Consider the following 18,080-nt stretch of genomic DNA (forward strand, 5'->3'; position numbering starts at 1 on the left):
CGCGTTAGAGGAAAGAAAAAGAATGAATAACAAAAGGATTCGACGCAAGCTGATTGCTGGGGTTGTTGCGGGTGCAGCCATGTTCTCCTCCCAATTCGCTTGGTCTGAACAGTATGCGGCCAACTTTAAAGGCACGGATATTCAAGAGTTTATCAATATAGTTGGTAAAAACCTGAATAAGACCATCATAGTTGACCCGACAATTCGCGGCAAAATCAACGTTCGCAGTTATGATCTGTTGAACGATGAACAGTATTACCAGTTTTTCCTCAACGTCTTACAAGTTTACGGTTATGCCATCGTCGAGATGGAAAATAACGTTATTAAAGTCATTAAAGACAAAGATGCCAAAACCGCTGCAATTCGAGTCGCTAACGATAACGACCCTGGTCTTGGTGATGAAATGGTGACGCGTATCGTGGCCTTGTATAACACTGAGGCTAAGCAATTAGCGCCGTTATTGCGTCAACTTAATGATAATGCGGGTGGCGGCAACGTAGTGAACTACGACCCTTCCAATGTCTTGATGTTGTCTGGCCGTGCTGCTGTAGTGAACAAGTTAGTCGAAATTATCCGTCGAGTGGATAAGCAAGGCGATACCTCGGTGCAAGTCGTGCCGTTAGAATTTGCTTCTGCGGGTGAAATGGTACGAATTATCGATACCCTTTATCGTGCTACCGCTAACCAATCCCAATTGCCAGGACAAGCGCCAAAAGTGGTTGCTGACGAACGTATCAATGCCGTGGTCGTGAGCGGTGATGAGAAGAGCCGCCAACGTGTGGTTGAGCTTATCCATCGTCTCGATGCCGAACAAGCCAGTACAGGTAACACAAAAGTTCGTTATCTACGTTATGCCAAAGCTGAAGATTTAGTTGAAGTGCTGACTGGTTTTGCCCAAAAGTTGGAAGGCGAGAAAGATCCGAGCGCTCAGGCTGCGGGTGGTGGTAAACGCCGCAATGAAATCAATATCATGGCACATACTGAAACCAACGCCTTAGTGATCAGTGCTGAACCCGATCAGATGCGTACTATCGAGAGCGTGATTAATCAACTCGACATCCGCCGTGCTCAAGTGTTAGTTGAAGCGATTATCGTGGAAGTGGCTGAGGGCGATAACGTGGGCTTCGGGGTGCAATGGGCGGCTAAAGCGGGCGGCGGCACTCAGTTTAATAACTTAGGCCCAACCATAGGTGAGATTGGCGCGGGTGTATGGCAGGCACAAGGGGAAAAAGGCTCTTCAGTGACGACGATTGATCCGAATACAGGGCAGCCCGTAGTGACCACCAACCCAGATAAGCGCGGAGATGTGACGCTACTCGCCCAAGCCTTAGGTAAAGTGAACGGTATGGCTTGGGGCGTGGCCATGGGCGACTTTGGTGCCTTAATTCAAGCCGTGTCGAGTGACACTAACTCAAACGTACTGGCAACGCCTTCTATTACGACCTTAGATAACCAAGAAGCCTCGTTTATTGTGGGTGACGAAGTGCCTATTCTGACAGGTTCTACCGCCAGTTCGAGCAACAGCAACCCATTCCAAACCGTTGAGCGTAAAGAGGTTGGGGTTAAACTGAAAGTGGTGCCGCAGATCAACGAAGGCAGCTCAGTTAAGCTGACGATTGAACAGGAAGTTTCTGGGGTTAACGGTAATACAGGCGTGGATATTTCCTTCGCGACTCGTCGTTTAACCACTACCGTTATGGCGGATTCTGGTCAAATTGTGGTACTCGGTGGTTTGATCAACGAAGAAGTACAAGAAAGTATACAAAAAGTACCGTTCTTGGGTGATATCCCTATTCTAGGACATTTGTTTAAATCTTCTTCGAGCAAAAAAACGAAGAAAAACCTCATGATCTTCATCAAGCCAACGATTATACGTGATGGCATCACGATGGAAGGGATTGCTGGACGTAAATATAATTATTTCAGAGCATTACAGCTTGAACAGCAAGAGCGTGGCGTTAACTTAATGCCTGATACTAAAGTGCCTGTACTAGATGAATGGAATCAGTCTGAGTATTTACCACCTGAAGTTAACGAGATTTTAGAGCGTTATAAAGAAGGTAAAGGTTTAGAGACCCAGATGCGTAAAACGGATCCAACGCTCAAAACGCTCGATGAAAACAAAAACAAAGATAAAACCAATGAGTGAAATTCAACTATCCCAAGTCGATGACCTCAGCCAAGTCTCTAATGAGCTAGGCCTTGAAGCTGAAGGTGATGAGGTATTTCGTTCGAGCAGTAAAGAGCGTTTACCTTTTGCCTTTGCACACCGCCACGATGTGGTGCTCGCGCAGGGTGAAACGGGCGAGTTAAGCTTGTTTTATACGAGTAAAACACCGTTAACGGCTATGCTCGAAGCACGGCGTTATTCGGGTGTTGATTTGCCTTTGGTTAAGCTCGAAGTCGCAAAGTTTGAGGCCAAACTCACTCAAGCATATCAGGCGAACTCGTCTGAAGCGCAGCAGTTGATGGAAGACATAGGCAACGAGATGGATTTATTCACCCTTGCCGAAGAGCTGCCGCAGACCGAAGACTTACTTGAAGGTGATGATGATGCGCCTATCATCAAATTGATTAATGCCTTGTTATCTGAAGCGATTAAAGAAGAAGCGTCGGATATCCATATCGAAACCTACGAGAAACAGCTCGTGGTGCGTTTCCGCATCGATGGTGTGCTCAAGGAAGTCCTCAAGCCAAACCGTAAACTGTCGTCGCTGTTAGTGTCGCGGATTAAGGTTATGGCTCGCCTCGATATCGCCGAAAAACGTGTGCCACAGGATGGCCGTATTTCGCTGCGAATCGCAGGTCGTGCGGTAGATGTGCGGGTATCGACCATGCCATCGAGCCACGGTGAACGTGTTGTACTGCGTCTGCTGGATAAAAATACTGGCAACCTCGATTTAGAACAATTGGGGATGACAGACAGTATTCGCGTTAAGTTTGAAGATCTTATTCGTCGTCCTCACGGGATCATTTTGGTGACTGGCCCTACGGGCTCGGGTAAAAGTACCACTTTGTATGCGGGTCTGACGGAGATCAACTCCAAAGACACCAACATACTCACAGTAGAAGACCCTATCGAATACGAGTTAGACGGTATTGGTCAGACCCAAGTAAACACTAAGGCCGATATGACCTTCGCTCGTGGTCTGCGCGCTATTTTGCGTCAAGACCCCGATGTCGTGATGATAGGCGAGATCCGCGACCTCGAAACCGCGCAAATTGCGGTGCAAGCGTCACTCACTGGCCACATGGTGATTTCAACCCTACATACCAACACAGCCTCTGGCGCGATTACACGTTTGCAAGACATGGGCGTTGAGCCATTCCTCGTGTCTTCAAGTTTGCTCGGCGTGTTGGCTCAACGTTTGATCCGAACCCTTTGTCCTAAATGTAAAATCGAGCATGTGCCCGATGCGCGTGAGCGTGAGTTGCTGGGCATAGCTGCCGATGACGACAGACGTATTTTCCGTGCCAATGGCTGTAAATCCTGTGGTAACAATGGCTACCGTGGTCGAACCGGTATTCATGAGCTATTACTGGTTGACGATAATGTGCGTGAATTGATCCATGGCGGCCGCGGAGAGTTAGCCATCGAAAAGTATATTCGTCAGTTTGTACCGAGCATTCGTCACGATGGCATGAGCAAAGTGCTCGCGGGCATCACCACTCTCGAAGAAGTGCTACGTGTGACTCGCGAGGAGTAATTTATGCCAGCATTTGAATATAAGGCACTGGATGCCAAGGGAAAGCAGCTTAAGGGTGTGATTGAGGCGGATACCGCCAGACACGCCCGCAGCCAACTGCGCGATCAGCGCATGATGCCCTTGGAAATACTGCCTGTTACTGAAAAAGAAGCCAAAGCTAAGAGCAGCAGTTTTTCGTTTTTCAAACGTGGCATTTCAGTTGCTGAATTAGCTTTGATCACCCGCCAAATTGCGACCTTAGTGGCCGCTGGTTTACCGATTGAAGAATCCCTTAAAGCCGTTGGTCAGCAGTGCGAGAAAGATCGTCTCGCGAGCATGATTATGGCGGTACGTTCTCGGGTGGTAGAAGGTTATAGTCTGGCCGATTCCTTGGCTGAATTTCCGCATATTTTCGATGATTTATACCGTGCCATGGTGGCCTCGGGTGAAAAATCCGGTCACTTAGAAGTGGTGCTTAATCGGTTAGCAGATTACACAGAGCGACGCCAACAGCTTAAATCTAAGCTGACCCAAGCCATGATTTATCCCGCGGTTTTGACCACAGTGGCGATAGGGGTGATTTCAATCCTGCTAGCAGCGGTTGTGCCTAAAGTGGTCGGACAGTTTGAGCACATGGGCGCGGAGCTTCCCGCCTCGACCCGATTTTTGATCTCGGCCTCTGACTTTGTTCAAAACTATGGTGTGTTTGTGGTCATCGCCTTAGTGCTGCTGTTCGCACTCTTTAGGCGCATGTTAAAGTCACCTGCGTTTAGGATGAAGTACGATAATTTTTTATTGAGCATGCCGGTTGTAGGCCGCGTGAGTAAGGGATTAAATACGGCGCGTTTTGCGCGGACGTTAAGTATCTTATCCGCAAGCTCTGTGCCTTTGCTCGATGGGATGCGTATCGCCAGTGAAGTGTTGCAGAATATGCGAGTGCGGGCCGCAGTTGACGATGCGACTGCACGCGTGCGGGAAGGAACTAGCTTAGGTGCAGCGTTGACTAATACTAAGTTGTTTCCGGCTATGATGTTATACATGATTGCGTCGGGCGAGAAGAGTGGTCAACTTGAGCAGATGTTAGAGCGGGCCGCCGATAACCAAGACAGGGAATTCGAAGGTAACGTCAACATAGCATTGGGTGTATTCGAGCCTATGCTGGTGGTCAGTATGGCGTGTGTTGTGCTCTTTATCGTGATGGCAATTTTGCAGCCAATTTTAGCCTTGAATAACTTGATTAGCGGTTAATTTTTGAATTTATGGATTATGACCAAGTCGATTGGCATAGGATTTTTTTAGGAGAAGTAGTCGATGCAAATGAACAAGAAACATCAAGGTTTTACCTTACTCGAAGTGATGGTTGTTATCGTGATTTTAGGGATTTTAGCCTCTATGGTGGTGCCTAACTTGATGGGTAACAAAGACAAGGCTGACCAACAAAAAGCCGTGTCTGACATAGTTGCACTCGAAAATGCCTTAGATATGTATAAGTTAGATAACGGTGTTTATCCATCGACCGAACAAGGCTTAGAAGCATTAGTGCAAAAGCCTACGATTTCGCCTGAGCCACGTAACTACCGTGAAGATGGTTATGTAAAACGTTTGCCAGAAGATCCATGGCGCAATAACTACCTGTTGTTAAGCCCTGGCGAAAACGGCAAGTTAGATATTTTCAGTGCAGGCCCCGATGGTCAACCAGGTACCGAAGATGACATCGGTAACTGGAATTTACAGAATTTCCAATAAGATGCTAAAGCTGCGTCACGCTGGTTTCACCTTAATGGAGGTGATGCTAGTGATTTTGTTGATGGGGCTCACGGCTGCGGCCGTGACTATGTCTATCGGTAATTCTGGGCCGCAACAGGCCTTAGATAGAACGGCGCGGCAGTTTATTGCGGCCACTGAAATGGTGCTTGATGAAACTGTTTTAAGTGGCCAGTTTATTGGTATTGTGATTGAGAAAACTAGTTATCAGTTTGTTTTTTATAAAGAAGGTAAGTGGGAGCCTTTGGATAAAGACAGACTCTTATCTGAAAAGCAAATGGAGCCAGGGGTTGTACTGAACTTAGTGCTCGATGGTTTACCTTTGGTACAAGAGGATGAGAAAGACGATTCTTGGTTTGAAGAACCGCTGATTGAACCCTCTGCCGATGATAAGAAGAAACACCCTGAGCCACAGGTCATGCTATTCCCGAGCGGTGAAATGAGCGCTTTTGAGCTGACGTTTATCGCTAAAACTAACAAAGGCCAGCAGGCCGAAACGTTAGTGGTCGGTGATGCGCTGGGCAGATTAACCATAGGGCGCCCCGATGAAACGCGTTAAGGGCATGACCCTACTCGAAGTGATTGTGGCCCTTGCCGTATTTTCGATTGCGACCGTGTCTATCACTAAAAGTTTGGGCGAGCAGATGGCAAACATGCCGATTCTGGAATCGCGCACTTTGGCACAATGGGTGGCTGATAATCAGATGGTCGATGCCAGACTTGATCCACAGTTTCCTGAAATCGGTAAAAAAGAAGGTCAAGTTGAGCTCGCAGGAAAGGATTGGTATTGGCGTAAAGAAGTGGTGAAAACAACGGACGATAATTTTCGTATGATCCGCATAAGTGTGAGTGAAGACGAACGTTATCAGCGTATTGCCGCACAAGTGAGCAGTTATGTCCTTAAAACTAACTAGTGCGCAGCGGGGATTCACCCTGCTGGAAATGCTGATCGCCATCGCGATTTTCGCCATGATAGGTTTGGCTTCTAATGCGGTACTCAGCACAGTGCTGACTAACGATGAAGTGACGCGCGCGTTTTCAACTCGGCTTAAAGCTCTACAGCAAGGTTTTGGTGCGATTGAGCGTGATCTCGCGCAAATGGTGGCGCGCACACCAAGATTACTCGAAGGTGGTCGAGGTTCGACCGTCTTCCAAACGGGCAATGATATCTTAGATTCGGAATCGGAAGCCTTAGTGTTTTACCGTTTAGGCTGGTTAAATCCCGACGGTTTATTACCGCGAGGCAGCTTACAGTCTGTGGCGTATGTGGTGCATGAAGGGCGGCTGGAACGTTGGTATTTTCCTTATCCTGAGCCTGAGTTTGGCGCCGAGCCGATTAAGACTGTGATTATCGACAAAGTGCTATCGGTGGAATATTCCTTCTTCATGGAAGACAAGTGGGAGCGCAAGGTCGAGGCGACTAAGTTGCCTAAAGCGATCGCCATGGAGATTGAGATTGAAGGTTTAGGCAAGATCCAACGTAAGTTCTTGTTGCCGCTGGGTGCTGTTGCACCAGAAAAGTCTAAGGATGACGATAATAAAGACGAAAATCCGGACGATACGAACAAAGATAAAGACAAAGATGGTGATGGAGTCGATGATGGCTCGGGGAACGATCCAGGTGACGGTTCTGGTGATCCAGGTGATGGTGACCCTGAAGATGAGGGCCGCGAATGAGAACCCAATCTCGGTCTAAACAGCGCGGTGTCGCACTGATAGTTGTGCTCTTGATAGTTGCCATGGTGGTGATCATCGCGACAAACATCACAGGCCGTAATCAGTTATCCATGCGTCGAACGTTGAACTTGGCCCAGTACGATCAAGCCTATTGGTACGCGATTTCTGCCGAAGAACTGGCGAAGAAAATTTTAAAACAAGATTTAGACGACTCGGAAGGTCGGGTCCACAGGCAACAATATTGGGCCATGGCCGATGTAGTGTTTCCGGCGGAATACGGTGAAATTGCTGGCAAGATCACTGATATGCGTGCCTGTTTTAACTTAAATGCCTTGTCTGTGACCACGAAAGAGGTGGAAAACAGTCAACCTAAGCTGCCGCTGGCGGCTAAGCAATATAAGGCCTTGTTGGTGAGTTTAGGGATGGACGACTTTAGTGCGGACCGTCTGACCCAGACCTTAAAAGATTATATCGACGAAGACACCACTGCTAGCCCTTATGGTGCCGAAGATGCGGAATACGAAGCGCGAAATGTGCCTTACCGTGCGGCCAATACGCTGATGAATCATCGCAGTGAATTACGGGCAGTGATGGGATACACCCAAGATATCTATTTGAAACTCTTGCCCTATGTATGCGTTATCCCAGGCAATGACAGGCAATTACTGAATGTGAATACCTTGGAAGTCGAGCAAGCGGCACTGTTAGCTGGCATGCTCGAAAATCAGATTTCGGTAGGCGAAGCAGAAAGTATCATCAACCAACGCCCAGGCGATGGCTTTGCCAAGATAGATGACTTTTATGAAAGCTCATCCATGGGATCGATCAAGTGGGAAGGTGCCATGAAGTCGAGCTTTGTCATCGATAGCCAATATTTTTTATTGGCCTCGGGGGCGAAGGTTGATAACGCCGTATTTAGAATGGAAAGTGTGCTCAAAAAGAGCGGCGGCAATAAAATGGAAGTGCTCACCCGTCAGTTTGGTGGCCAAAAATAATGGCAGTGCTCACCCGTCAGTGTTTGAAGTTGGTGGCCAAAAATAATGGCAGTGCTCACCCGGCAGGGTTTGATGTTGGTGGACAAAAATAATGGCAGTGCTCACCCGGCAGGGTTTGATGTTGGTGGGCAAAAATAATGGCAGTGCTCACCCGTCAAGGTTTGATGTTGGTGGCCGAAAATAATGGAAGTGCTCACCCGGCAGAATCTGGTGGACAAAAATAATAGCAACGAGCTCAGTCACGCTTTCTTGACTGGGACTGGTGGAGAAAAACTGTGAGTGAACGGCTATTTATTCGCTTAGGCAGAACAGCAGAGCAAGCGTGCTCTTGGCTCGTTTGGTCGGAGCAAGAACAGGAAATTATCGCCTCTGGCGAGCTCGCCAATGCTCAAGGTTTGTCGACCTTAACTGAGCGTGCGGGCAATCGTCCCGTCGATGTGTTAGTGCCCGCCGCGGCAATGACGCTCACTAGTGTGCATTTGCCCGAAAAAGGCCAACGCCAAGCCTTGAAAGCCTTGCCTTTTATGCTCGAAGAAGCCTTAGCCGATGATGTCGATGCCATGCATTTTACTGTTGGTCCACGTGATGGTGATGCCTTAAGTGTGGTCGCTGTGGCCCATGAGCAAATGCAGACTTGGCTGAGTTGTTTGACCGAAGCGGGTTTAAAAGTGAAGCGCATTGTGCCTGACTGTTTAGCCTTGCCATTGCAAGAGTGCCAATGGGCGGCAATGAATTTTGGCAATGAGCTATTGCTGCGTACCGGATTAGCTTCGGGCCAGAGCTTACCTCTGCCTTGGTTGCCAATTGCGTTAGAACAACTTAAGCCAGTGCAAGGTGAGGTCTCAGTTGCCAGTTATACCGAGATGCAACTCGAGGGTGTCGAGCTTAAGCCGCAGTCACTTGAGCTACCTATGTTAGTGTTAGCCCGCGGTATTTTGCATGCGCCAGTGAATTTACTGAGCGGCGTTTACACGCCGAAGCGTGAATACAGCAAACAGTTGATGATGTGGAAAAGTGCGGCCATCGTTATTGCCATCGCGTGCGTGCTGGCCTTAGTGAATAAAGGGCTGACTATACATCAAGTCAATGGTCAGATTGCCGATCTTAAAGCCCAGAGTGAATCCATTTATCAGCAAGTGATCCCGGGAAATTCGCGCATTGTTAACCTACGTTCGCAGATGGAAAGTCAGTTACGTGCATTGCAGGGACAGGGTAGTGGTGCCGAGTTTTTTGCCATGCTCGATGGTTTACAGGATGCCTTTAAGCAAGTGCCTGAACTTAAACCTAATAGCTTAAGATTCGAAAGTGCTCGTAACGAGATCCGAATGCAAGTGAGTGCGAAAAATTACGCGCAGATCGAGAAGTTTAAAGAGATTGTCGGTCGTCGTTTTCAACTCGACGGCGGCACTATGAATAGCGGTGAAGAGCAAGTCACCAGTACCTTAACCTTGAGGAGCAAATAAGATGGATAATTTGCGGACTTGGTGGCAAGGGCTCGCATCGCGCGAGCAGCAATTAGTGGGCTTTTGCTCGGTATTCTTCGTTATAGGTATTTTTTATTGGGGTGTTTGGACGCCGATTGCCAATGCTGAAGCCGATGCATTACGTAACCTCAATGCACAGCAACAGACGTTGAACTATGTAAAACAAACGGCGAATAAAATTGCGAGTTTGAAGCAGAACGGTGCTAAGCCAACGACGTCGGGCAGTTTAAGCTCAGTGGTTAACCAAACTGCGGGCAATTATGGGTTAGTGATTACTCGCATGCAGCCTCAAGGCGATAAAATCCAAGTGTGGATGGACGATGTTCCTTTTGATGCCTTGTTAGGTTATTTGAGTGAATTAGTGCAGAAGAAAGGACTTTCACTCGAAAGTGTTGATTTGGCTGAGGCCGATGTACCTGGCTATGTCAAAGTGAGACGTATCCAATTAGCGCAATAAATTAAGGTGTAGCTGTGAGTTTGATAAAAAAAGTCATCATAGGCGTACTGATTTATTTAATATTTTTAGTCGTTCTATTCCCCGCTAAGATTGCGATAGCGTTAGCCCCATTGCCCGCGAATATCAGTGTTTCGGGTGTGAGTGGCAGTATTTGGTCTGGCAGCATAGAAACCTTAAGTATGCCGCAGCGCCAGGTAGAGCAAGTGCGTTGGGATCTGAGTCCTTGGGCGCTATTTTTAGGTAAAGTGAAAGTCGATTTTCAAGTGGGCAGCCGCGCAACACCTGTCAGCGCTAAGGGATTAATCTCTTGGTCCATGGGCGGCTTAAGTGCGCAGGGGTTACGTTTCGAAGCGCCGGATAGCTTTTTACTCGGCAATGCAAAACTGCCTTTTAAGACCGAAATCACTGGTGAAGTCAGCCTATTAGTCGAGACGTTAGAGCAAGGTAAACCTTGGTGCGAGCAGCTGTCTGGTAAGCTATTTTTGAATCAAACCAATGTTAAGAATCAGTTTGGTAACTATCCTCTAGGTAATATTGAACTCGGACTGAGTTGTGTCGAAGGCAAAGCGCAATTGGCCACAGATGAAACCAAGAACCAGCTTGGTATTGTTGGTACTTTACAGTTAGATGAAGGCAATATGGTGAAGGTTGAGGCTAAGATTAAAGAAACGGCAGAGCAACCGGAAGATATGCGTGAGTCGCTGAATATTTTAGGTAAGCGTGGTGCGGATGGTTATTTCCCTGTGGTATATCAGGGGCGGATTCCAGGGTTATAGCGCTGTTTTAGATGAGCACTTAAACTTAATGTGAGTGCTCAGATGTGAAGGCCGTAATGCGAGGGTTGTGACTAAACGTTCGATCATAAAACAACGCGATGCATAGAAACGAAGGCACCTTAGGTGCCTTTTTTATAGCCTTTTTATCGCGTTAGATCAGTCAGTAGTGAGTGATAGTCGGTAATTGCGGGAAAATCGTGAAAGACTTTGATTGGTTTTTTACTGTCAGGGTTAGCAATCCCCAATTGATGGCCCACGCCAGCAAGTTTAGCGGCTTTGAGTATGGGTTCGCTATCGTCGATAAAGAGACAGCGACTTGGTTCAAGGTTGAATTGTTTAAACAAGGTCAGCCAGAATTGTGGGTGTTCCTTAGGGTAACCTGTCTCGTGGCTAGAAATCATGTCATCGAGCCCTGCTGCTAGCTCGGTATGTTCAAGCTTTAGAGCAAGACTCTTGGGATGCGCATTGGTCACTAAGATGCGCCGTTTACCTACAGAGGCCAACGCCGCTAAAAATGGCATGCTGTCTTGGCGCAGTTGAATACGATCCACTAAAGTGCGGTGCAAGCCCATAATGTCGAGCTGCAGTTGCTCCTGCCAATAATCGAGACAGTACCAATCGAGCGTGCCTACGACTTTCTCATAGGCGTTCACAACTAATTGCTGCGCTTCGTTGTGGCTCAAACCTTGTTGTCGACTCAATTCCTGCGGTACTAAATTCAGCCAAAAATGATTGTCGAAGTGCAAATCCAATAGGGTGCCATCCATATCGAGCAGAACCGTATCGATAGTCTTCCAGTTAAACATGGGTATTTCCTATTTTTGCAAAACTGAATCACGCTTAGCATTGATTGTTGCACTGCGTAATACTCAGTGATGACGATGATTCGAGTCACTTGTATGCTTAAATCTTTGTGCTAGTCTTGGATGATTAATTATTTTTAGTCTGAAAATTAAGCGGTTGGATATGGATATCTGTTCTTTTGCCCTATTAGCTCAAGTTTCAAACTCCCTTAGTTTACAGCAAGAGTTGAATGCTTTGCTGCAACAAGACTGGTTACCCCATGTTAATCAGCGTGATTATATGGGTGGTTGGGATGTTCTCGTCTTACGCTGTGCAGCAGAGTATCGCGGTGCTCATCCTATCTTGCAAGCCTTCTCAATTTCTACCGGTCAGCACTGGCAAGATTTGCCTCAACTCGAATCGAGCCCTGCGTTATGCCATTTTCTACAATCTTTAGCCTGCCCAGTGAAATCCGTGCGTTTGATGCGCTTACATGCGGGGGCAGAAATCAAACCCCATAGAGATCAAGGACTCTGCCTAGAACAAGGCGAGGCAAGACTGCATTTGCCACTGCAAACGAATGAGCAACTCAACTTTTACGTGGACGATAAACGTGTACCCATGCAGGCCGGAGAGCTTTGGTATATCAATGCCGACCAAGTCCATTGGGTTGAAAATAAAGGGCAGGATGCGCGGATCAATTTAGTGATTGATTGCGAGGTCAATACTTGGTTAAGGGAGTTAATCGATGCTGCAAAGATCAGAGCTTGAATTAGGGCATAGTTTGGATGTAGCTGTATTAACTCAGTTTGCTAATGCGCTACTGCTGTCAACCTCAGCAGGGGAGTCTAAACGGCTCATTGATCCCATGCTGAAGCAGTTGTGCCAAATAGCAGCAGTGGAGTTACATCCCGAGTCTTTTTTGGATACTGAGGCGAGCCATACACCTTTTGGTAAGGCGGTGTCACTCACTACCGCGGCGCAGTGTGCCGAAGATCCCGAGCGGGGCCGAGTCTTCATACAAGGGATTTATCAAGCAATACAAGATCGTCTAAAGGCTCATCCCGGGCAGATTGTGAACATCCTATATGCGGGGACTGGACCTTTTGCTTGGTTATTAATACCTCTGCTGCCGTTATTTTCTGCGAGTCAAATTCAAGTGACTTTGCTCGACATTCATCAAGCCTCGTTAGATAAAGTCACCAAGCTTATTGAACACTTTGATTTGGCTGATCGTGTGGTGGAAAGTGTCTGTGCGGATGCCACGCTTTGGCAGCCAAATACAGTCGTTAAGTTTGATGTAATTCTTTCCGAAACCATGAAGCACTTGTTGCAACAGGAGCCGCAAGTGCAAATTTTTACCCATTTACAGGCGTATCTTGCCGATGATGGTGTGCTCATCCCGCAAAATATTGAGTTAGACGCTTGGCTTGAGTGTCGTACTGTGCAGGATTTTGTGGAGACGCATTATTTAGGACCGTTATTCGCGCTCAACCTACAAACAGCACGCTTGCTTGCCAGTGGAGACCGCAGTTTCTTGGCTGGTACATTACTATTGCCCGATTTCAGCCCGAGTGTGGTAACGCTTAAGTTCACGACTTCCATTCAAGTCTATGGTAATTCCATGCTGAGCGAATACCAATCTCAACTCACTCTGCCTCGATATCGACGTGAACATTGGCTTAAGCCGCTCTCATGCCTTGCTTTTCGATATGAGCAGGGTACTCATCCCGATTTTGTGTTTGATGTTATAGAGCAAAAACCAGTGCTGGTGTCGAGTGACGATCTGAGCTGCTTAGGCATTTATCATTTGCAGCGGCTTTGGCAAAAGATACAACTACGCAAACGGGGAGTGCCATTCACTGAACTGGCTAATGAATGGCACTTAGATAAAACCTTGCTGGATCTTTGTGGAATAGGGCTAGAGCCGGGTCTAAGAGCTTTATATCAAAACGATCATCAGTCAGCTTTTGTTGCTTACATTCAGCAAATCGCCAAGCTGACAGCCGCGGATATTGCTGGGATTAATCAGCAATTAGGCGCTATTTCCCATGGATTAATGCCATCGGTCACAGTACCAGAAGTCGAAGACTTCAATTCAGCAGAGGTTGAAGACTCAAATCCGGTGGCAGTACTCAGTGAGTCACAACTCAATTTTTGGCAAAGTGAAGGCTACTTAATGATCCCGCAAGTACTCACGGCAGAGCAATGCGCCGCAACACGAGATTTTATTTGGCAGCAGTTAGGAGCCAATGAACAAGATCCCACCACTTGGTATCAACCTCATGAGTTTATGCAGAAAATCATGCTGCAACTGTTTCGCCATCCGCAACTGGACGCGAATCGACAAGTCCCCAAAATTCGTCAAGTGTTTGAACAATTGTGGCAGCAAACGGATTTAGTTATGACAACCGATAGAGTCAGCTTTAATCCACCAGAAACGCCAACTTGGCATTTCCCCGGTCCGGATATGCACTGGGATATGCCACTACAGCTACCCGTTAAGTTTGCGACGCAAGGGTTAATTTATTTAACCGACACCAGTGCGGAACAAGGCGCATTCTGTTGTGTCCCCGGATTTCATCTCAAGATAGAGGAGTGGCTTCTCGAACAGAACAAGCCTGATATTGAGCTTCAGCAACAGGATTGGCATCGCTGGCAAGTAAAACCTATAGCGGCTAAAGCGGGCGATTTAATCATTTGGCACCATGCCTTGCCCCACGGCGCCAGTCCTAATCGTGGGACGTTACCGCGTATGGTGCAATACATTAACTTTTACCCTATGGCTTCCTAATGGTTGATTTTAAAGAACAACAGCAACGCTATTGGTTGTTAGTTCATAATCCAGCCGCCCTGAGGGAGCTTGGCAAGGTTATGACTCTCACCAACTTTTGCCAATATTTGCGGCTTTTTTGGCACTTACCAGACTGTGGCGATGATACGTTACTGGCCATCTTGCATACTGGTAATCGACAAAGGATAGAGCCGGATTATTCACTCTTCTGCCAGTTTTGGGCGCCAGCAGACTATGACCCTAAACGCAGAGTATTAGAGTGGATGTCCGCCGCAGAAAAACCGATTCATCCTTTCTACTCGGAGCATATTTCTGCCGTGCGGGGTCAGTTATTGTCCGCCTTGATCAAACCCCAAACTGCTCTGTTACCTGCGCCAAATCTTTCTGGGCTAGTAGAACAAGTGCAGCCTGCCGGATTTATATTTCACCTCTCTCGCTGTGGATCTACCTTAGTGTCGCGCAGTTTTGCGGGGTTATCTAAATGCAGGGCGTTATCTGAATCGCCTTTGCTGACTCAAGTGCTATTGGATAGGAACCTATCAGACACTGAAAGACGCGCAGCTTTAATATTTTGCATTAATACCCAAGGTCAGTTGTTTCATCCTGAACAGCATTTGTTGATTAAATGGAATGCGTGGGATTTGCAGTTTTGGCCATTGATCCTATCACTTTATCCTCAAGTTCCCGTGTTATTGCTACTTAGGGACCCCGTCGAGATCTTAGCCTCACAGCAAAAGTCTGCTGGATATCATATGGTGCGACAACCGTCTCGACCTTTATTCCGTGAATTATCAGTACCAGAGGAGGGGGAGTCGATACTGGATTATCAATGTAAGGTATTGCGCTTGTTATTGGGTTATGGGTTAGAGATGAGTCAGCGTAACCAAGTGATGGTCGTGGATTATCAGGAGTTGTTACCCGCGATAGCGAATAAAATCGCAAACTGGTTTTCGTTGGCTCTCTCTAAAGAAGAGTGCAGCCAAGTCGAACAATGTCAGTTAATACACTCTAAAACAGCCACGCAGCCCTTTGTAGCAGATTCACAATCTAAACAAAGTTTTTTTTCGGCTAAGCAAAAAGAACAGATCCACCGTTATTGTAACTGGTCTAATCTTCACCTTTTTGAAACTAAAGGTTAACATAAATCTTGTATTTTTGTGTGATGTGAACTAGCTTTAGCCAACTATCTATATTAAAAAATATCAGCAAGTTAACGTTTTTATTCTAGGGATGGAAAATGCAATCATGTACTTCAAAGTCGTTAGCCTTTTTTATTCTGCGAACGTATTTCCCTGAGTCTCTCTTTAAACCTGTCATTCGATTTGTTGAGTTTTGCCCGTTAACCCCGAGCTGCCACGACGAATTAAAGAACTATAAAGCGCTGTTAGAGTTACTTATTACAGGGAATGTATTTGATGGTAGAAGACATAGTATTACCTAAAGCCTATTCATTGCGTTATGCGTATAAAAATGACGATGCTTTTGTATTTTCACTATTTTGTTCTGCAAGGACGGAACTGTCTCTATTACCGCTTCCCCCACAGCAACGAGAGCTGTTAGTGCAACAACAATACCGCTTACAGCAAGCGAGTTACGCTGCCCAATACCCTCAAGCGGTGACTCTAATCATTGAATATCAATCAATTTCTATTGGCAAAATCATACTTAATCCCTCTGTTAACGGTGTCCATATCGTCGATTTTGTCATCGCACCGCAATTTCGTGGCTATGGTTATGGTTCAGTCATTTTGGACTCGGTAAAAGCCTATGCCCAAGCAAAAGAGGCGAGTGTGAGTCTGAGTGTTGATCGACAAAATATGCGTGCGAAACAGTTATATCTTCGCTTGGGTTTCTTACCTTTTGAAATATCACCTACCCAAGAGTGGCTATCGTGGCCATCACCATAGGTAGTGTTGTTTGAGGGAAGAGGAAAGCGTGTGTAATCAAAAAGATGATGTATAGATAGGTTTATTTTTATTAAGGAGTCATGGATGTCTGATTTTTTTCTCGGAGAAATTAAGCTTCTCCCATACAACTGGGCACCTAAGTATTGGACTTTGTGTGCAGGGCAATTATTGCCCATCAACACCAACCAAGCGCTTTTTTCACTCTTGGGTACGACCTACGGTGGCGACGGTATCAATACTTTTGCGTTGCCGGATTTACGTGGTCGCGTACCAGTTCACCCTAATGTTAGTGCAGGTTTGCCTCAGGGCAGTAAGGCGGGTGTTGAAAATGTAACCCTAGTACCTAACAACCTGCCAGTACACAATCACCTTGTGATGGCCAGTTCTACTGCCGGCGATACCACGTTGTTTGCAGGCAATAATATTGCTGCCGCCAAAAATGCAGCAGGTGAGGTCAATTTGTATGGGTCCGCTGCAAGTTTACAAGCGTTGGACCCTGCAACTGTATCCAGTACCGGCGGCAATCAAGCCCATGAAAATTGTCAGCCTTCACTGGTAATGAATTATTGCATTGCCACTCAAGGCATTTACCCTTCACGTAACTAGAGGAGAATCACTATGGATCCTTATATCGGTGATATCCGTCTTTTTGCGGGTAGTTTTGCACCTAGAGGTTGGATGTTGTGCGCTGGTCAGCTATTAAGTATTAGTGAGCAAAGCACTCTTTTCGCAATTATCGGAACCACTTATGGTGGTGATGGGGTAACAACATTTCAATTGCCGGATTTGCGCGGTCGCCTTCCGGTTGGGCAGGGTAATGGCCCTGGTCTGACTCCCCGTGTTATCGGTCAGCAGTTTGGTGTTGAATCCGTTACCTTATTAACGCCGCAAATACCTTCACACAGCCATAGTTTATCGGCGAGTACTGCAAGTCCCTCCACATCACCTAGCCCTATGGGTAATGTCTTTGCCCACAGTAATACCGATAATATTTATGCTCCTTTGCCATCTAGCGGTGCCGATCCCCAAGTTATGAATGCACTCAGTGTGCAAGCCTCAGGGGGAACACAACCACATAATAACATCATGCCTACTACAGCGATAAATTACATCATATGTATTGAAGGCATTTTCCCATCGCGTAATTAAGGAGCGAAATTATGGATCCATTTATAGGTGAAATCCGTTTGTTGCCATTCAGCTTCGCTCCCCACAATTGGGCGCTGTGTAATGGCCAAATATTGTCAATCGCAAGTAATACCGCGTTGTTTTCAATTATCGGAATTACTTATGGTGGCAATGGTACAACCACGTTCCAATTGCCTAATTTGCAGGGGCAGACCGTAGTTGGTGTAGGTCAGGGCCCTGGGCTGAGAACCTGGGATTGGGGCGAACAGTTTGGTGAAAATGGGGTGACGCTGATCTCCACTGAAATGCCAGCACACAACCACACGCTGACCGGTTTGAATAATCAGGGGACTTTGCCTTCTCCGGCAGCGAATACCTATCTTGCGAAGGATGGACGTGGTGGTGGCATAGTCAACTATATGCAGGCAGCACCAGGTACGTTAAATACCACTATGGCACCACAGACTTTAGGTCTAAATGGTGGTGGTCTACCCCATGAAAACCGTCAGCCATTTATCGCATTGAATTATTGTATTGCCCTTTATGGTGTATTTCCGGCACGCAATTAATTGATGAATGATCCCGGCATGTTTGTCGGGAAGTTTTTAATAAATATTTTTAATTAGTAA

Annotated in this window: 19 protein-coding genes; 18 read left to right on the forward strand and 1 reads right to left on the reverse strand. The window is 46.7% G+C overall.

All coding sequences use genetic code 11. The features are described 5' to 3' along the window. Positions 1–22: 22 nt before the first annotated feature. The 11 genes from gspD to L5M51_RS16380 all read left to right on the forward strand — a co-directional run bounded on the left by gspD (position 23) and on the right by L5M51_RS16380 (position 10,839). Positions 23–2,149, forward strand: coding sequence for a type II secretion system secretin GspD (gene gspD / locus L5M51_RS16330; RefSeq protein ID WP_263173767.1), 2,127 nt, complete (start codon positions 23–25; stop codon positions 2,147–2,149). Beyond that, the gene (gene gspE / locus L5M51_RS16335) at positions 2,142–3,707 is read left to right on the forward strand and encodes a type II secretion system ATPase GspE (protein WP_263173768.1); all 1,566 of its coding nucleotides are present in this window, start codon (positions 2,142–2,144) and stop codon (positions 3,705–3,707) included. The genes gspD and gspE overlap by 8 nt, the downstream gene beginning before the upstream one ends. Positions 3,708–3,710: 3 nt before the next feature. Next, positions 3,711–4,934 (forward strand): type II secretion system inner membrane protein GspF, encoded by a 1,224-nt coding sequence (gene gspF / locus L5M51_RS16340; protein ID WP_105250995.1) that lies wholly within the window; start codon positions 3,711–3,713, stop codon positions 4,932–4,934. Positions 4,935–4,997: 63 nt separating this feature from the next. Then, positions 4,998–5,432, forward strand: a complete 435-nt coding sequence (gspG, locus tag L5M51_RS16345; protein WP_105250996.1) for a type II secretion system major pseudopilin GspG — start codon at positions 4,998–5,000, stop codon at positions 5,430–5,432. A gap of 1 nt (position 5,433) precedes the next feature. Further along, a complete protein-coding gene (gene gspH / locus L5M51_RS16350) occupies positions 5,434–6,009 on the forward strand; it encodes a type II secretion system minor pseudopilin GspH (RefSeq protein ID WP_113941577.1) in 576 nt (191 codons plus the stop codon). Then, a complete protein-coding gene (gspI, locus tag L5M51_RS16355; protein WP_263173769.1) occupies positions 5,996–6,364 on the forward strand; it encodes a type II secretion system minor pseudopilin GspI in 369 nt (122 codons plus the stop codon). The genes gspH and gspI overlap by 14 nt, the downstream gene beginning before the upstream one ends. Then, on the forward strand, positions 6,345–7,127 hold the full coding sequence (gspJ, locus tag L5M51_RS16360) for a type II secretion system minor pseudopilin GspJ (protein ID WP_105250999.1): 783 nt from the start codon (positions 6,345–6,347) through the stop codon (positions 7,125–7,127). Before gspI ends, gspJ begins: the two co-directional genes overlap by 20 nt. Next, positions 7,124–8,122 carry a type II secretion system minor pseudopilin GspK gene (gene gspK / locus L5M51_RS16365; RefSeq protein ID WP_105251000.1) on the forward strand — a complete coding sequence of 333 codons (999 nt, stop codon included), beginning with the start codon at positions 7,124–7,126 and terminating at the stop codon, positions 8,120–8,122. The genes gspJ and gspK overlap by 4 nt, the downstream gene beginning before the upstream one ends. 275 nt (positions 8,123–8,397) lie before the next feature. Continuing rightward, positions 8,398–9,585, forward strand: coding sequence for a type II secretion system protein GspL (gene gspL / locus L5M51_RS16370; RefSeq protein ID WP_173242587.1), 1,188 nt, complete (start codon positions 8,398–8,400; stop codon positions 9,583–9,585). Position 9,586: 1 nt separating this feature from the next. Then, the gene (locus L5M51_RS16375) at positions 9,587–10,063 is read left to right on the forward strand and encodes a type II secretion system protein M (protein WP_263173771.1); all 477 of its coding nucleotides are present in this window, start codon (positions 9,587–9,589) and stop codon (positions 10,061–10,063) included. A gap of 14 nt (positions 10,064–10,077) precedes the next feature. After that, positions 10,078–10,839 carry a type II secretion system protein N gene (locus tag L5M51_RS16380; protein WP_113941574.1) on the forward strand — a complete coding sequence of 254 codons (762 nt, stop codon included), beginning with the start codon at positions 10,078–10,080 and terminating at the stop codon, positions 10,837–10,839. 143 nt (positions 10,840–10,982) lie between these two features. Here the strand turns inward: L5M51_RS16380 and yrfG are convergent, their stop codons facing one another. Continuing rightward, positions 10,983–11,645 (reverse strand): GMP/IMP nucleotidase, encoded by a 663-nt coding sequence (gene yrfG, locus L5M51_RS16385; protein ID WP_113941573.1) that lies wholly within the window; start codon positions 11,643–11,645, stop codon positions 10,983–10,985. 160 nt (positions 11,646–11,805) lie between these two features. Between yrfG and L5M51_RS16390 the strand changes: the two genes are divergently transcribed. The 7 genes from L5M51_RS16390 (at position 11,806) to L5M51_RS16420 (ending at position 18,020) form a co-directional block, all read left to right on the forward strand. Next, positions 11,806–12,393 carry an aspartyl/asparaginyl beta-hydroxylase domain-containing protein gene (locus L5M51_RS16390; protein WP_173497006.1) on the forward strand — a complete coding sequence of 196 codons (588 nt, stop codon included), beginning with the start codon at positions 11,806–11,808 and terminating at the stop codon, positions 12,391–12,393. Continuing rightward, positions 12,371–14,416, forward strand: coding sequence for a phytanoyl-CoA dioxygenase family protein (locus L5M51_RS16395; RefSeq protein ID WP_263173774.1), 2,046 nt, complete (start codon positions 12,371–12,373; stop codon positions 14,414–14,416). Before L5M51_RS16390 ends, L5M51_RS16395 begins: the two co-directional genes overlap by 23 nt. Next, entirely contained in the window at positions 14,416–15,555 is a 1,140-nt protein-coding gene (locus tag L5M51_RS16400) for a sulfotransferase family protein (RefSeq protein WP_263173775.1), read from the forward strand. Before L5M51_RS16395 ends, L5M51_RS16400 begins: the two co-directional genes overlap by 1 nt. Positions 15,556–15,831: 276 nt before the next feature. Further along, positions 15,832–16,323 (forward strand): GNAT family N-acetyltransferase, encoded by a 492-nt coding sequence (locus tag L5M51_RS16405; protein WP_173497009.1) that lies wholly within the window; start codon positions 15,832–15,834, stop codon positions 16,321–16,323. Positions 16,324–16,407: 84 nt separating this feature from the next. Continuing rightward, positions 16,408–16,929 carry a phage tail protein gene (locus tag L5M51_RS16410; protein WP_168826977.1) on the forward strand — a complete coding sequence of 174 codons (522 nt, stop codon included), beginning with the start codon at positions 16,408–16,410 and terminating at the stop codon, positions 16,927–16,929. Between the two features lie 12 nt (positions 16,930–16,941). Next, positions 16,942–17,472, forward strand: coding sequence for a phage tail protein (locus tag L5M51_RS16415; protein ID WP_168826978.1), 531 nt, complete (start codon positions 16,942–16,944; stop codon positions 17,470–17,472). Between the two features lie 11 nt (positions 17,473–17,483). Then, the gene (locus L5M51_RS16420) at positions 17,484–18,020 is read left to right on the forward strand and encodes a phage tail protein (protein ID WP_113941567.1); all 537 of its coding nucleotides are present in this window, start codon (positions 17,484–17,486) and stop codon (positions 18,018–18,020) included. The last annotated feature ends 60 nt before the right edge of the window (positions 18,021–18,080 follow it).

Origin of the sequence: Shewanella sp. SM73, assembly GCF_025653795.1 — a bacterium.
GTDB lineage: Bacteria > Pseudomonadota > Gammaproteobacteria > Enterobacterales > Shewanellaceae > Shewanella > Shewanella oncorhynchi.